This window comes from Halopseudomonas sp., assembly GCF_036961105.1.
In the GTDB taxonomy this organism is placed as follows: Bacteria; Pseudomonadota; Gammaproteobacteria; order Pseudomonadales; family Pseudomonadaceae; genus Halopseudomonas.
Genome location: NZ_JBALWW010000008.1, coordinates 1 through 15,506 on the forward strand (window position 1 = coordinate 1; position 15,506 = coordinate 15,506).

A 15,506-nucleotide genomic window follows, 5' to 3' on the forward strand; every position below is an offset into this window, starting at 1 on the left:
AGCTTCCAGCTTCCAGCTTCCAGCTTCCAGCTTCCAGCTTCCAGCTTCCAGCTTCCAGCTTCCAGCTTCCAGCTTCCAGCTTCCAGCTTCCGGGCAATAAAAAGGGCGCCAGAAGGCGCCCTAGTATTGATCTGAGATATCTCAGGCTTCGGCACGCCCCCACTCGATATCCTGCAGATGACGCCACATGATCTTGCCGGTGGGCGACTTGGGGATACTGTCGGAGAAAGTGACAATTTGCGGGCACTTATAGGCAGCCATGTTTTCCTGACACCAGCTGATGATGTCCTGCTCGGTGGTGTCTTGCTGACCGGCGCCTAGTACTACCACGGCTTTTACTGTCTCGCCACGGCGCTCATGGGGTACCGAGATGATGCAGACCTCCTGAATAGCCGGATGGGCGTACATCAGTGATTCGACCTCCGCTGGCCAGACCTTGAAGCCGGAGGCGTTGATCATGCGTTTGACTCGGTCCACTAGGAAGAAGTAACCCTCTTCGTCGTAGTAGCCCAGATCCCCGGAGCGGAAGAAGCGCTCGCCATCTACCTCGACAAAGGCGTCGGCGGTCGCGTCAGGGCGGTTCCAGTAGCCTTGGAAGATCTGTTCGCCACGCATGATGATTTCGCCAGTAACGCCGGGCGCGACTTCCTGCAAGGTATCCACATCGATAACGCGAGAGTCGACCCCAATAAAGGGGATGCCCAGGCATTGGGCCTTGCAGGCATGCGGCGGGTTGACGTGGGTTGCAGCTATGGTTTCGGACAGGCCGTAACCTTCCATATAAATCAGCCCGGTCTTTTCCTGCAGCTTGGCTGCTACTGCGGCGGGCATGGCGGCGCCGCCACCGCCAATACCGGTCAGTGAGCTGATGTCGTATTGGTCGATATCCGGGTCCGACAGCATGTCGACCACCATGGTGGAGATGTTGCGCCAGGTGTTGATCTTCAGGCGCTGAATCAGACTGGCAGCGACCTTGCGATCCCAGCGTGTCATGACCACCAGGGTGCCCCCAGCGTACAGCGTGGAGTTCATGCAAGACTGCATGCCCGTCACATGGAACATGGGAACCGAGACCAGGTGGATACAGCTGTGCTGGGTATTGACCCAGGCGGCACCGTACACGGTCGTAGCCATGACGCTGTGATGGGTGTGCACACAACCCTTGGGGTTGCCGGTGGTGCCTGAGCTGTAAGGTATCACGCACAAGTCGTTTGGGCCTGCTGTGAGCGGCCCGGGCTGCAGATTGGCCTGCAGCGCACTTTGCCATGAGCTGACCCCGGCTTGGCTTGGCGCTTGTGCTGCAACGGCAACGGCTTCAGGAAGATTGAGGTCGGTGGGTTCGACCACGTATTCGCTGTAAGCGGTGACTATCACTTCTTTCAGTGCGCCATTGCCGATGTGCGGTGCTACGAATTCGCACAGTTCCTGGGCGCAGAGGGCAACCGGTGCCTGCGTATCTTCAATCAGGTAGGCCAGTTCGGCAGTGCGGTTCATCGGATTGACCGGCACTACCACTGCATTGGCACGCAAAATGGCGAAGTAACCGATGATGTACTGTGGGCTATTCTGCATATACAGCAGCACGCGATCACCAGCTTGTACCCCGGCCTGTTGCAGGTAGCCAGCCAAGCGCTCGGCCTGGCTTTGCAGCTCGCGATAGCTCAGGTCGCTGCCGTAGTAATGGATAGCGGGATGATCGGGGTAGCGGAGTGCGGAGACGGTGATGTTGTGGAACAGATTGGTGGCCGGGAGTTCAAGCTGCTTGGGTACCTGATCGGGCCACACGGAAAAGTGACGGTCAAACATACATCCAATCTCCTGCTTGTTATACATCAGACGAACCGTTCTCTGCGTGGCGTCAGCAGGAGGGTTCTGTTATTAGGGCAGCCGACAGAATAAGTCCCGATGCAGGGCTTAGGAAGGATAGTTTTGTTGTGCTGTTGTTACGTCATAAGTGGCGGTGAGTTAGCCTGCGCCCGGTATGCCAGTGCGATCGCTGTATGGGGTATAGTAGCGGGCTGATCTGCACGTCCTTGTGGGTAGCCAACCGCAGGCTGTGGCGCTAATTGCTGGAGGAGCTCAGATATGAATCAGGACCGGGTGTTTATCTTCGATACCACGCTGCGAGATGGTGAGCAGAGCCCTGGCGCGTCCATGACCAAGGACGAAAAACTGCGCATCGCGCGGGCGCTGGAAAAACTCAAGGTCGACGTTATCGAGGCCGGTTTTGCGATTGCCAGCCCAGGCGACTTTGAAGCGGTCAAGGTGATTGCCGACAGCATCCAGGACAGCATTGTGTGCAGCCTGTCGCGCGCCGTCGACGCCGATATCGACCGCGCAGCCGAAGCCCTGGCCGGCGCCAACGCCGGGCGTATCCACACCTTTATCGCCACCAGCCCGATTCACATGGAGCACAAACTGCGCTTGCCGCCGGATCAGGTGGTGGAGCAGGCCGTGCGGGCGGTTAAGCGCGCGCGCAACCTGTGCGCCGATGTCGAGTTCTCCTGCGAAGACGCGGGTCGCTCCGAGATCGACTTTCTCTGCCGCATCATCGAGGCAGCCATTGATGCCGGTGCCCGCACCATCAATATTCCGGATACGGTCGGTTACGCCATACCGCACCAGTTTGCCGAAACCATTCGTCAGATCATCACCCGCGTGCCGAACGCCGACAAGGCCGTGTTCTCGGTGCATTGCCATAACGATCTGGGGCTCGCCGTGGCCAATTCCCTGGCTGCCGTTACGGCGGGTGCGCGGCAGGTGGAATGCACCATCAACGGCTTGGGCGAGCGCGCCGGCAACGCGGCACTGGAAGAGATCGTCATGGCGATCAAGACCCGCCAGGATCTGCTAGGCGTGCACACCGGCATTGTGACCGAAAACATTTTACCGGCTTCGCGCCTGGTGTCGGGCATTACCGGTTTTCCGGTGCAGCCCAACAAGGCGATTGTCGGCGCCAACGCCTTTGCCCATGAATCGGGCATTCACCAGGACGGCGTGCTCAAGCACCGCGAAACCTACGAGATCATGAGCGCGCAGTCGGTGGGCTGGCACACCAACAAGCTGTCGCTGGGTAAGCTTTCTGGCCGCAACGCTTTTCGCTCACGTCTCGAAGAGCTGGGTATGGAGCTGAGTGGCGAAGCGCTGAACGCAGCCTTCGCCCGCTTCAAGCAATTGGCCGACCGCAAGCACGAGATATTCGATGAAGACTTGCAGGCATTGGTGACCGATACGCTCACCGAAGTAGTAGAACATATTCGACTGGTACACCTTGAGGTGGCGTCCTGCATGGGCGAGGTGCCCAGGGCGCTGGTGCAGTTGAGCATTGACGGCGCCGAGCACGAAGGCCGCGCCGACGGCTCCGGCCCCGTGGACGCGACCTTCAAGGCCATCGAGCAAATCATTGGCTCCAACGCCAGCTTGCAGCTTTACTCGGTCAACGCCATTACCCAGGGCACCGACTCGCAGGGCGAGGTCACGGTGCGTCTGGAGAAGAGCGGGCGTATCGTCAACGGTAACGGGGCTGATACCGACATAGTTGTCGCCTCGGCCAAAGCCTATATAAATGCGCTTAACCTGATGCGCGAAGGCGCGTACCGCGCTCATCCGCAGGCGGCAGGCGTCTGATGCAGGAACAAGCCAGGCTGGCCTACTTGCAGGCTATGGGTATTACCAACTGGATGCCACGCCAGGCACTGAGCGGAGTGCCGCCGCGCACGCCCTATGAAATGCCAGCGGCAGTGCAGATCAAAGCCGATCCGGTGCCAGAGGCAGTACCTCGCGCATCTGCGGCGGAGCCCGTCAGGCCGCAGGCTCAGGCCAAAGTGTCTGAGGTAGTGAGGCAGTTGCGTGCGGACACCTCGGCGCCGCAACCAGAGCCAACCCCGCAATCGACAGACACAGAAGCAGAGCCACAGCCATTGGCCCCGCCGATCGAGCCTTTCTACTTGCAGCTGTGGTTAGCTGGGCCCTGCGCATTGTTAACCGAAGCGCCGGAGCCGGGGCTTGAGAGCGCCACGCCGGCATTTCATCTGCTGCAGGACATACTTCGTGCAGTCGGCCTGCCACCGCGCCCCCGCTTGCTGACCGATTTCCGCTGGCCGCTGAGCCGCAACCCGCAGCTGGATCGCAGCGCGGTGGCGGCTAATCGCGGCCTGCTAGCCTTTATGCAAGGACGTTTGGAGGAACACGAATGTGTTTCGCTGGGCTGCTTTGGTGCTGCCACCGGCTTGCTGGTCGAGACGGACCTGGTGCAAGCGGGCAATCTATCCGGGCGCGAGGTCGCCTTGGAGGCTTTGCCAGCGGCTTGGTTTGCGCCTGACTTGGAACGGTTGATGCGCGAGCCGCAACGCAAGGCGGCGCTCTGGGCGCAGTTGCGACGCGTCAGAGCCCGATGGCAGGATCACGTATGAGTCTGCTTAATTTCCGCCGCATGCAGGAGACCGACCTGGATGCGGTACTGGCAGTCGAGTTTGCTGCTTTCAGCCACCCCTGGACCCGCGGTATCTTTCTTGATTCCATCAAATCCGGTCACGAATGCTGGATTGCTTTCAGCGGCCTGCAGCAGGTAGGGCACGGGGTGTTGTCCGCAGCAGCGGGCGAATCCCATTTGCTTAATATCACCATCAAGCCGGAAAGTCAGGGCAACGGTTACGGCCACGCGCTGCTTGAACACTTGATGGACCAGGCCAGGGCGCGCGAAGCCGAAGTCACCTTTCTTGAAGTACGCGAATCCAATCGCAGCGCTGCTGCGCTGTACGAGCGGTTTGGCTTCAATGAGATAGGCCGCAGGCGCAATTATTATCCGGCCGTAGGGGGCCGCGAAGACGCGCTGGTCATGGCGTACTCACTGCTTGAATAACCTGACCCTGAGTCTGATCTCCAGCGGCTCACCCCAAGCCGCATTCGCATCAATGCAAGGTTGGTCCAATGCAAAGCGCTTACTCGGCTAGATCTAGCCATTTGATCAGGTTTGGAGTTACGGTTTGAGGCTCTCAGCGCGTGGCTGGGCGATTGCCGGGCTGATTGTCTGCACCCTGGCTTGGGCCGGCAACGCCCTGGTCGCCCGTGCAACTGCCGGCCAGCTACCGCCCATTGGCCTATCGTTCTGGCGCTGGACCACCGCGCTGTTACTGCTGTTGCCCTTCACCCTGCGCGGTCTTTGGCAGCAGCGCGCCGTTTTAATAGGGCATTGGAAGCAGATTGCAGCCCTGGCAGCCTTGAGTATTTCGTCCTACAACACCTTGCTGTACATGGCGGCACAAAGCACCACGGCGATCAACATCACCTTGGTTAACACCGGCTTGCCGGTTGCTGCCTTTATTTGGTCGATATTGCTGTTGCGCCAATGGCCGACGCTGCAAACGCTGGGCGGCACGCTGTTGTCCTTTACCGGCTTGCTGGTGATCCTCAGCACCGGGCAGCTGCAGCGGCTGGCACAGTTGGCGTTCAATCCCGGCGATCTGATCATGCTGGCGGCGGTACTTACCTGGGGCCTGTATTCGGTGCTGTTGCGGCGTTGGATGGTGCCGGTGCCCGGATTGACCTTGCTGGCCGCCATGCTGCTGTTTGGCGTGCCGCTGCTGCTACCTTTCTACCTGTGGGAATACAGCCATACTGGCGCCATGCCGCTGACGCTGATTACCCTGGGCGCTGTCGGCTACACTGCGGTGATGGCCTCGCTGGTGGCTTATCTTGCCTGGAACAACGGCGTGCGGGTGTTGGGGCCAGCCACCGCATCGTTGTTCAGTTATCTGATGCCGGTTTTTGCTGCGCTGCTCAGTGTTCTGCTGCTGGATGAGCACCTGCATTGGTATCATCTGGTCGGCGGTGCGCTGACTTTCTGCGGCCTGCTGCTGGCCACGCGTCCGGCGCGCAGAGCCCGATGAGACGGCTTTGCGTGATTCCGGGTGACGGCATCGGCGCCGAAGTCACCCCCATCGCGGTGGCGGCGCTGCGTATCTTGCTGCCTGAGTTGCAGACGGTCGAAGCGCTGGCAGGCTGGGGCTGCTTTGTCGAGCATGGCTGCGCCGTGCCCGAGCGTACGCTTGAACTCATGCGCGAGTGCGGGGCAGGGCTCTTTGGCGCCGTGCAATCGCCGGCGCATGCTGTGCCAGGCTATCGCAGCGCGATTCTCACCCTGCGCCAACAGCTCGGCCTGTCGGTCAACCTGCGCCCGGTGCGAAGTCGGCCAGGCATCTCGCCTAGGCCCGGTATCGACCTGATGATACTGCGCGAGAACAGCGAAGGGCTTTATATAGGCCGTGAGCACATGACCTCGCCGGACCGGGCCATTGCCGAGCGGCAGATAAGCCGGCAGGCCTGTGAAATCCTGGCACAGCGCGCTGCCCAGGTGGCTCGGCAAAGGCAAACCAAACGCATAACCCTGGTACACAAGGCCAACGTGCTGCCGCTCACTTGTGGGCTGTTCCGCGATACCTGTCGCGCCGTGCTGGAAGGGCAGGGGCTGCATGCGCAGATCGACGAGAGACTGGTAGACGTTGCAGCACTGCAATTGGTCGAGCAACCGGAAAACTTTGATCTGGTGGTTACCACCAACCTCTTTGGCGACATACTGTCAGACTTGGCCAGCTACTGGTCCGGCGGCCTGGCCACCGCGCCATCACTCAACTGGGGCGAAGGCATCGCCCTCGCCGAACCGGTACACGGCAGCGCCCCCGACATCGCCGGCAGCGGCCGCGCCAATCCCATAGCAGCACTGCTCAGCGCCGCGCTCTTGCTGCGCTACCACTGGAGTTTACCCAATGAAGCCGCGCGCCTGGAAAGTGCAGTGGAGGGTTTTCTGCAGGAGGCCGGAGGTGTGGATTTTGGTACGCAGACGACCGAACGCGTGACGGATGGGGTGCTGTCCCGCCTTGGTACGCTGCAGGGATAAAAGACGGAAATAAAAAAAGGCCTAGCCGAAGCTAAGCCTTTGAAATCGTTGGTGGCTACACCTGGACTTGAACCAGGGACCCCAGCATTATGAATGCTGTGCTCTAACCAGCTGAGCTATGTAGCCATCCGAGGCTGCGCATTATTCATTTCCGCGCTTGGCTTGTCAAGCCTGCCTGCTTATTTTTTAACTGCCATTTCAACCGGTTAACTTTTTACGCCTGAAGCCCGCGGGCCCGAACATCCGCTGCTTTTCGTTGCCTCGTTTACGTGGCCTATTGGCTGCCCAGGTGCAGGGCGGTGGCCACCTTGCCCTGGGTGCTTGGCTCGGTTTTGCCGACATCTACCAGGTACAAGCGTTGCGGGTCGAGGCCGGTTGAGTCGACCAGGTAGGCCTTGATTGCGGCGGCGCGGCTTTGTGCCAGGCGCCGTAGTAGCAGATCGTTATCGCTCCAGAAGCTGATCAGGGCCTGCTGCATCCTGGCGGCGCGTTCTTCGCGATCCAGCTCGCTCCATTCGGCGGGGGGTTGCTGTTTCAGGCGGGCGCGGTAGATGCCTTCCAGCAGAGCTGGTTTGTCGTCTTCGTCTATTTCCAGCAAATCCGGGGTGGTGGGTACGTCCTCGCCCATTGCCTGCAGTGACTTGAACTGGATCTGCTGGTATTCGCGGTTCAGGCGCTCGGTGGCGAGCATGGGCCCGTCTGCCTGCGCGGAGCTCATGCCTTCTATTTCGAGGGTAAGCACGGGGCGTTCCTTGAGCGCGGCGGCGAGGGTAGTGAGGGCGCTCTGGGCATCGCCGTCGAGCTCGCTGGTGCCGGGGGCAAAGCCGACCTCACTGAGATCCTGTTCGCTGCCGCCGACCAGGCCGGCGATGAACTTGAACGGAGCCTGAACGGCTCTGACTACCAGGTTGCGCAGGGTTTGCCAGACGATGGGCATGACGCTGAATTGCGGGTCGTTGAGGTTGCCGGTGACCGGCAGTTGGATATCGATGTTGCCGCGGGTGTCTTTCAGTAGCGCGACGGCCAGGCGCACCGGCAGGTCTACGGCGTCGGGGCTGTCGACCTTCTCGCCTAGTTGCAGCCCTTCGAGCAGGACCTTGTTGTCGGCATTGAGTTGGCCCTGCTCGATGCGGTAGTGCAAGTCCAGGTTCAGGCGGCCCTTGCGTATACGGTAGCCGGCGAATTTGCCGGAGTAGGGCGTGAGCGTGGTCAGCTCCAGGTTGCGGAAGCTGGTGGCGATATCGAGGCTGTTGAGCGGGTCGAAGGGCGTGAGTTTGCCCTTGATGCTGACCGGGGCGTAGCGGTCGACCTTGCCGGTTACGTCGACGCTGGCTGGGCGTGTGCTCTGGTTGTCCAGCGTACCGATATTGCCGTTGAGCTGCGCGATGGCCGTGGCGAAGTTCGGGCGCAGGCTGAAGTCGGCGAAGTTGGCTGAGCCATCCTGCAGGCTGATGCCGCCGATGCGTACGCCCAGCGGGTTACTGGCTTGCGCGTCTGGCGCTGCGGGCTTGGACGGCTGCTCTACCAGTAGGCCGCTGAAGTTGGTGTTGAGATCTTCGTTGATGATGAAGCGCGCATAGGGTTGCTGCAGGTCTATCTGCTGGATCGCCAGATTGTTGCTGCCATAGGCTATGCCGGTAAGTTGCAGCTGCTGCCATTTCAGCAGGTCGCGTTGGCGTTCGGCGTCGACTACGTGCAGCTGGCTGACCTGGGCGTCGCCGGTCACCGCCAGTTGCAGCGGGCTAACGCCAGCCAGCGCAACCTTGAGGCCGGCATGCGCCTGGCCGCTACGCAACTGAATGCGCACTAGAGGTTCAAAATAGGGCCGCGCCAGGCGCAGGTCGATGTTGCTGGTAACCACCTGCAAGTCGGCGCTCAGTGGTTTCAGTGTTACCTGTCCGGCGGCAGAGAGCTGGCCGTTATTGTTCAGGCCGGTATCCAGACTGAGATTGAAGGGCTGCTCGCCGAGGCTGTCGAAGTCGCTGATACTGAGGTTGAGCGGGCCAAGCTCAAGGGCAACTTCCGGCTCGGGGACCCGGTCCAGCAGGTGCAGTTGATAATCTTGCAGCGCTATCTGTTTGATCACCAGTTGCCAGGGCGTGGCGGGCTTGTCTGCTGGTGGGCCGGCGGGTTCCTGGACGGCAGCCGCTACTCCGGATTGCGCATCGGGTGCCGGCGCTGGTGTCTGCGCGTTGGGCCTGGTTTGCCGCGTGATCTGTGGTTCGGTCGTGGGCACGGCCTCTGCTTCGGTGGGTGCTTCGGGGGCAGGTCGGGGCTGCAGCAACGCCATCAGGTCTATCTGGCCATTGGCTTCACGTGCGGCCCAGAGTTCCAGTTGCTTGCTGTTTATCGCGCTGATGCTGGCCCGCTGCTGCACCAGATCAAGGGCGGCATCGCGAACTTCCAGCAAAGGTATGCGCAGACGCGGCTTGTCCTGCGCGTCGATGCCAAACTGGGAGAGTGTCAGCTGTACCTTGCTTAGTTGCAGGTCGGTGCGCTCGGACAGGTCCAACTGATAATCGGTACTGGCGTTGAGCACGCCGTCGCTCAGCTTCAGTGCGTACTCCTCCCGCACGTAGGGCCAGAAGGTGTCGAGCCGTACATCCTGTATGCGCAGGGAGCCGGTGGAGGTCAGGGGTACCAGGGTAGCTTCGCCCTGCCAATCGAGTCTGGCGCCGTAGGGACCGCTGGCGCTTAGCGTCATGCGGGCGCGGTCTTCGGGCAGGGTGCTCAGATTCCTGAGTTCCAGGGAGAGCGCATCGTAGCCGAATTCGACCGGTTCGCGGGGGCGCCGATCCATGAAGTGCAGGCTGTTCTTGATCAGCCCCAGGCGGTCCAGGCGTACTGGGAAGACGGTTTGTTCTGCGGGTTCAGGCTCCGGCTGGCTGGGCGGCAGGGTGAACAGCTCGGCAAGGTTGAGGGTGCCGTCCTCGGCAAACAAGATTTCGCCGTGGGCACGCTCCAGCGCTGCTTCGCTCAGGTGCAGGGCACCGCTCCATAGGCTGTCGAGTTCAGCATTGATGTACAAGCGGTGAAAAGCCAGCTGCGGCGCGTCCTGGTCTCCGACATGCAGATCCCAAAGGGTGGCTTCCATGCTGAAGGGATTGAATTCGACGCGGCTCAGGTGCGCGGGCAGATTGGCATATTTGTCCAGTTGCTGGTTGATGACATGCAGCGCCACGCCCGGCAAAACCAGGAAGCCGATGACAGTGTAGGCAAAGCTGATGATCAGACAGCTGACCAAAAGAGTTTTCTTGCTTATGCGCATGGATCAGCCGTTACCAAATTCCGGAAGGTCTGGGAATTATGGCATGCGAATGGCGTTTGTGCGGGCCGAGCGGCAGGGAGTTGCGAGACGGGATTCAGGGCTGGGTGGTTGAGCGTGACTGGCCAGGCAGACCGCCTGCCCACCAAAAAGCCCTCGTCACCATGGGTGAAGAGGGCTTTGGTCGTGCGGCCTAGACTCAGACGTTGAAGCGGAAGTGCACCACGTCGCCATCCTTGACGATATATTCCTTGCCTTCCAGGCGCCATTTGCCCGCTTCCTTGGCTCCGCTTTCACCGTTGTACTTGATGAAGTCGTCGTAGGCGGTGACCTCAGCGCGGATAAAGCCCTTCTCGAAATCGGTATGGATCACGCCCGCAGCTTGCGGCGCGGTTGCGCCGATCTTGACCGTCCAGGCGCGCACTTCCTTCACCCCGGCGGTGAAGTAGGTCTGCAGGCCAAGCAATTCATAACCGGCGCGAATTACGCGGTTCAGGCCTGGCTCGTCCATGCCCATGGTTTCCAGGAACATCTGCTTTTCTTCGTCGTCGTCCAGCTCGGCAATCTCGGCCTCGATCTTGTTGCAGACGGGCACCACGATTGCGCCTTCCTCTGCGGCAATGGCGTTGACCACATCCAGCAGCGGATTGTTCTCGAAGCCTTCTTCGGACACGTTGGCGATGTACATCACCGGCTTGACCGTCAGCAGATGAAACTGACGCACGGTGGCGCGCTCTTCCGGGCTGAAGGTTTTCAGCAGGGTGCGTGCAGGTTTGCCTTCACTGAAATGCGGGATCAGCTTTTCCAGCAGAGCCTTCTGGGCCACGGCTTCCTTGTCGCCGCCCTTGGCGTTGCGGCTGACGCGGTAGAGCTGCTTTTCGCAGCTATCGAGGTCGGCAAAGATCAGTTCCAGATCGATGATTTCGATATCACGCTTGGGGTCGACGCTGTTGGCAACGTGGATTACGTTCTCGTCTTCAAAGCAGCGCACCACGTGGGCGATGGCATCGGTTTCGCGGATGTTGGCCAGAAACTTGTTGCCTAGACCTTCACCCTTGGAGGCACCTTCCACCAGGCCGGCGATGTCGACAAACTCCATGGTGGTGGGTATTACTTTCTGGGGTTTGACGATGTCGGCGAGAGCATCCAGGCGTGGATCAGGCATGGCGACAATGCCGCTATTGGGCTCGATGGTGCAGAACGGGAAGTTCTCTGCTGCGATGCCGGACTTGGTCAGCGCATTGAACAGCGTGGATTTGCCGACGTTGGGCAGTCCGACAATACCGCAATTGAAACCCATAGTGATGTCCTCTGCCGTTGTGGCGGCGCTAATTGATTCAGGCTTTGAAACTGTGCAGGCGTTGCATGACAGCAGACCACTGGCCCTGGCTGATGCCGGGCAACTCGCGGATCGCTTCGTCGATGCAGGCGTCCAGGGCTTCCTGTTCGGCTTTGGGCGCGCGGCCCAGTACAAAACCGGTCACCTGCGAGCTGTGGCCAGGGTGGCCGATGCCCAGACGCAGGCGATAAAAAGTATTCTGATTGCCCAGTTGGGCAATGATATCGCGCAATCCGTTGTGTCCGCCGTGCCCGCCGCCCTTCTTGCACTTGACCACGCCGGGAGGCAGGTCGAGTTCATCGTGGGCTACCAGGATTTCTTCCGGCGCAATGCGATAGAAGCTGGCCAGCGCGGCAACAGCCTGGCCGCTGCGGTTCATGAAAGTGGTGGGGATCAACAGACGAATATCCTGATCATCGAGGACCAGGCGGCCGGTCAGGCCGAAAAACTTGCTTTCAGCACGCAGGCTGACGTTGTGTTTGTCAGCCAGGCGCTCAATAAAAAGGGCGCCAGCGTTGTGGCGGGTCAGGTCATATTCCGGGCCGGGATTCCCCAGTCCTACTATCAACTTGATTCCCTGCGTCACAACGGGCGCCCCTCTCGAGTCAGGCGGGAGATTACTCCGCAGACTCCTCACCTTCGTCAGCCGCCGGAGCGTCTTCGGATTCAACGGCTACGCGTGCAGCATGTACGTTGGCAACCGGCAGATCGTGGTCGGCGCCCTGCGCCAGCGCAGGGATAACAACACCCTTGGGCAGCTTCAGGTTGGACAGGTGAACGATGTCGCCCAGGTCAACACCGGCCATGTCCACTTCGATGAACTCAGGCAGGTCTTTCGGCAGGCAGGTTACTTCAACGTCGGTCATGGTGTGAGAGATCACGCCGCCGCTCTTCTTCACGCCGACGCAAACGTCTTCGTTGATGAAGTGTAGGGGTACGTGAACAGTCACTTCGTGACCTGCAACCACGCGCAGGAAGTCGGCATGCATGATGCGCGGCTTGGCGGGGTGACGCTGCAGGGCTTTCAGCAGCACGTCTTCTTTCTTGCCGTCGACAGAAAGCTTGATGACGTGGGAGTAGAAAGCTTCGTTTTCCAGGGCCTTGTTCAGTTCACGCGCTTCGATAGCGATGCTCTGTGGCTCTTTGTTGCCACCGTAAACGATAGCCGGTACCAGGTTGGCGTTACGACGCAGGCGGCGGCTCGCACCTTTCCCCAGGTCGTTACGCACGTTCGCATTCAGAGAGAAGTCGACCATATGTAGTCTCCTTGCAAAAACATCCGGGCACTTGCGACCAGCGCGTCGGATGATTGATGAAAACCCGGACTATTGCCCGGGTCGTTGAATCAGTGCGTTGTACCTTAGCGGAACATCGCGCTGATGGATTCTTCGTTGCTGATACGGCGCATGGCCTCGGCAACAATGGGTGCCAGATCGAGCTGGCGGATACGATCACAGCTGGCGGCAGCGGGGGAGAGCGGGATAGTGTTGGTCACTACCAGCTCGTCCAGAACCGAGTTGCTGATGTTCTCGATGGCCTTGCCCGACAGGATCGGGTGCGTAGCATAGGCGAACACCTTGGCGGCGCCATGGTCTTTCAGAGCCTTGGCCGCATGGCACAGTGTGCCGGCGGTATCGACCATGTCGTCGACCAGAATGCAGTTGCGGCCTTCGACGTCACCGATGATATGCATGACTTCGGACTGGTTGGCCTTGGGGCGACGCTTGTCGATGATCGCCAGATCTACGCTCATCTGTTTGGCGACTGCGCGGGCACGCACAACACCGCCAATATCGGGGGAAACGATCATCAGGTTTTCATAACGCTGGGCGATCAGATCGTCTACCAGTACGGGCGAGCCGTAGATGTTATCGACCGGAATATCGAAAAAACCCTGGATCTGGTCAGCGTGCAAATCGACGGTAAGCAGGCGATCAACGCCTACGGTGTCGAGCATGTCTGCCACTACCTTGGCACTGATGGCTACGCGGGCAGAGCGCGGACGGCGATCCTGGCGGGCATAACCAAAGTACGGGACAACAGCCGTGATGCGCGAGGCGGAGGAGCGACGCAGGGCGTCGGCCATTACGACCAGTTCCATCAGGTTGTCGTTGGTGGGTGCGCAGGTGGGCTGCAGGATGAAAACGTCCTTGCCGCGCACATTCTCATTCAGTTCGACATTGACTTCGCCGTCACTGAAGCGGCCAACCGTGGCATCGCCGAGGGGAATGTGCAATTGACGCACGACGCGTCGTGCCAGATCGGGGTTGGCGTTCCCCGTGAATACCATCATCTTGGACACGCAGCATTACCTTTTTGGGTAGTGGTCTTTGCGATTATGGATTCACGTCTGGAGTGCCGAAAGCATCAACCAGTCAGACGTGGATCGCTCTGTCTTGATTGCTGCCGGAAAGAAAATGGCAGGGGCGGCTGGATTCGAACCAACGCATGGCAGGATCAAAACCTGCTGCCTTACCGCTTGGCTACGCCCCTGTAACTGTCCGGATGCACGGCTGCATCCTAGTGCTTGGTTTTGAGCAATTGCTGTAACGGTGAAACGTTACAACCCTTGGCAACAAAGCTTCGCAGTGTGGCTGGCAACCGGGCGCGAACTTTATCAGCTTCGCGTTCATTTGGGAAGGCCCCAAATAAGCAACTGCCAGTCCCGGTCATCTTAGCCTCACAATAATTGTTTAGCAAGATCAACGTGTTACGAATTTCAGAGTAACGCGCTGCAACAACCGGCAAGCAGTCATTCCGACCACCGTGCTCACGGAAGGCCGCTAATGTAATGGGCGGTGTGTCGCGCGTCAACCTCTGATCGGAAAAAATCTCTGCGGTGCTCACCGAGCAGTTGGGGATAACCACCAGATACCAGGGCTCGTCCAGCTCTACCGGCATCAGCTGCTCGCCCACGCCCTCGGCCCAGGCGGCCCTGCCGCGCACGAATACCGGTACGTCGGCGCCCAGATTGATGCCAAGCTCGGCCAGCTGATCCTCGCTCAGACCGCTCTGCCACAAGTGATCGAGGCCAACCAGCGTAGTGGCAGCGTCGGAGCTGCCACCGCCCAGGCCCCCGCCCATGGGCAGGCGCTTGTCGAGCTGGATGTCGACGCCAAGGTCCGTTCCTGTTGCTGCCTGTAGCATGCGCGCAGCGCGGACGATGAGATTGTCCTCGGCAGCGACGCCGGCGAGTTCGCCATGCAATTTTACCTGGCCGTCATCACGCAGGTTGAAGTGCAGAGTGTCGCCATGGTCGAGAAACTGAAACAGCGTCTGCAGGTTGTGATAGCCATCCGGCCGGCGGCCGGTGATATGCAGAAACAGATTGAGCTTGGCCGGTGCCGGCAGGCTGAGAGTGGCGTTCATAGTGGTGTTCATGTTGTGGTTCATTCGGGCAGGCGGGGTTTCCACTCGGTAACCACCAGCGTCAACAGCAAGTCATGCCCGGAAATTTGCAGGCGCTGCGGCAGCTCCAGGTTGCCGACTTGCTGGTAGCGGCTGTACTCGACGGTCCAGCCACTCTGGTTCAGGCGCGCCAGACGGCTGTGGGTGTCGAGTTGCAGCCGGCTGGCAGTGTCCGGCGCGGGCAAGCCGCGCACCCACCACAGCAGGTGCTCGACCGGCAGGCGCCAGCCAATCTGCTGCTCCAGCAATGCCTCGGCGGACTCGGCGCTGACGGGCGCGCGGCCGGCAATCTCCAGGGTAGTCTGCTGGTCGTCACCCTGAATGCGGGTGGCGCCCCGGCCAAGCGGGCCCGAAAGACGGATGTCGTAATAGGCGTTGCGCTGCAGCCAGAACAGGGTGCCGCTGCCTGACTCGCCGGGCGCGCGCACGCCCAGCTTGCCCTGCAACTCCCAACTGGTGACGGGTTCTACCTGTTTGCGGTGCGCCTGCCAGGCCTTGGCATCGCCGCCGAGCTCCAGGGTTTCACGTTGATGCAGGCTGCTACAGGCAGTCAGGCTCAGGGCCAAAAGAACGAAAATAGTATTGCGCAACAGAGGCAT

At 60.2% G+C, this 15,506-nt stretch carries 13 protein-coding genes and 2 tRNA genes; 5 read left to right on the plus strand and 10 right to left on the minus strand.

Annotated features, from left to right (window positions below; genetic code table 11):
- Nucleotides 1–141: 141 nt before the first annotated feature.
- Complete coding sequence (locus V7756_RS09750; protein WP_335609972.1) at nucleotides 142–1,806, minus strand: long-chain-fatty-acid--CoA ligase; 1,665 nt, start codon at nucleotides 1,804–1,806, stop codon at nucleotides 142–144.
- 279 nt (nucleotides 1,807–2,085) lie between these two features.
- Here V7756_RS09750 and V7756_RS09755 point away from each other — a divergent pair, with 279 nt between their 5' ends.
- The 5 genes from V7756_RS09755 (at nucleotide 2,086) to V7756_RS09775 (ending at nucleotide 6,895) form a co-directional block, all read left to right on the plus strand.
- Nucleotides 2,086–3,627: a 2-isopropylmalate synthase gene (locus tag V7756_RS09755; RefSeq protein WP_335609973.1), complete on the plus strand. Its 1,542-nt coding sequence runs from the start codon at nucleotides 2,086–2,088 to the stop codon at nucleotides 3,625–3,627.
- On the plus strand, nucleotides 3,627–4,412 hold the full coding sequence (locus tag V7756_RS09760) for a hypothetical protein (RefSeq protein WP_335609974.1): 786 nt from the start codon (nucleotides 3,627–3,629) through the stop codon (nucleotides 4,410–4,412). The genes V7756_RS09755 and V7756_RS09760 overlap by 1 nt, the downstream gene beginning before the upstream one ends.
- Nucleotides 4,409–4,861 carry a ribosomal protein S18-alanine N-acetyltransferase gene (gene rimI / locus V7756_RS09765; protein ID WP_335609975.1) on the plus strand — a complete coding sequence of 151 codons (453 nt, stop codon included), beginning with the start codon at nucleotides 4,409–4,411 and terminating at the stop codon, nucleotides 4,859–4,861. The genes V7756_RS09760 and rimI overlap by 4 nt, the downstream gene beginning before the upstream one ends.
- A 124-nt stretch (nucleotides 4,862–4,985) precedes the next feature.
- Entirely contained in the window at nucleotides 4,986–5,888 is a 903-nt protein-coding gene (locus V7756_RS09770) for a DMT family transporter (protein ID WP_335609976.1), read from the plus strand.
- A complete protein-coding gene (locus V7756_RS09775; protein WP_335609977.1) occupies nucleotides 5,885–6,895 on the plus strand; it encodes an isocitrate/isopropylmalate dehydrogenase family protein in 1,011 nt (336 codons plus the stop codon). The genes V7756_RS09770 and V7756_RS09775 overlap by 4 nt, the downstream gene beginning before the upstream one ends.
- Nucleotides 6,896–6,944: 49 nt before the next feature.
- Here V7756_RS09775 and V7756_RS09780 read toward each other — a convergent pair.
- The 9 genes from V7756_RS09780 to lolB all read right to left on the minus strand — a co-directional run bounded on the left by V7756_RS09780 (nucleotide 6,945) and on the right by lolB (nucleotide 15,506).
- Nucleotides 6,945–7,021, minus strand: a tRNA-Met gene (locus V7756_RS09780).
- 148 nt (nucleotides 7,022–7,169) lie between these two features.
- Nucleotides 7,170–10,163, minus strand: coding sequence for a DUF748 domain-containing protein (locus V7756_RS09785; RefSeq protein WP_442908988.1), 2,994 nt, complete (start codon nucleotides 10,161–10,163; stop codon nucleotides 7,170–7,172).
- 196 nt (nucleotides 10,164–10,359) lie between these two features.
- Complete coding sequence (gene ychF / locus V7756_RS09790) at nucleotides 10,360–11,460, minus strand: redox-regulated ATPase YchF (protein ID WP_335609979.1); 1,101 nt, start codon at nucleotides 11,458–11,460, stop codon at nucleotides 10,360–10,362.
- Between the two features lie 37 nt (nucleotides 11,461–11,497).
- Complete coding sequence (gene pth / locus V7756_RS09795) at nucleotides 11,498–12,085, minus strand: aminoacyl-tRNA hydrolase (protein WP_335609980.1); 588 nt, start codon at nucleotides 12,083–12,085, stop codon at nucleotides 11,498–11,500.
- Nucleotides 12,086–12,116: 31 nt separating this feature from the next.
- Complete coding sequence (locus tag V7756_RS09800) at nucleotides 12,117–12,755, minus strand: 50S ribosomal protein L25/general stress protein Ctc (RefSeq protein ID WP_335609981.1); 639 nt, start codon at nucleotides 12,753–12,755, stop codon at nucleotides 12,117–12,119.
- Between the two features lie 104 nt (nucleotides 12,756–12,859).
- On the minus strand, nucleotides 12,860–13,801 hold the full coding sequence (locus tag V7756_RS09805) for a ribose-phosphate pyrophosphokinase (RefSeq protein ID WP_335609982.1): 942 nt from the start codon (nucleotides 13,799–13,801) through the stop codon (nucleotides 12,860–12,862).
- Nucleotides 13,802–13,917: 116 nt separating this feature from the next.
- A tRNA-Gln gene (locus tag V7756_RS09810) sits at nucleotides 13,918–13,992 on the minus strand.
- 27 nt (nucleotides 13,993–14,019) lie between these two features.
- Nucleotides 14,020–14,868 carry a 4-(cytidine 5'-diphospho)-2-C-methyl-D-erythritol kinase gene (gene ispE / locus V7756_RS09815; RefSeq protein WP_335610105.1) on the minus strand — a complete coding sequence of 283 codons (849 nt, stop codon included), beginning with the start codon at nucleotides 14,866–14,868 and terminating at the stop codon, nucleotides 14,020–14,022.
- Nucleotides 14,869–14,888: 20 nt separating this feature from the next.
- Nucleotides 14,889–15,506, minus strand: a complete 618-nt coding sequence (gene lolB / locus V7756_RS09820) for a lipoprotein insertase outer membrane protein LolB (protein ID WP_335609983.1) — start codon at nucleotides 15,504–15,506, stop codon at nucleotides 14,889–14,891.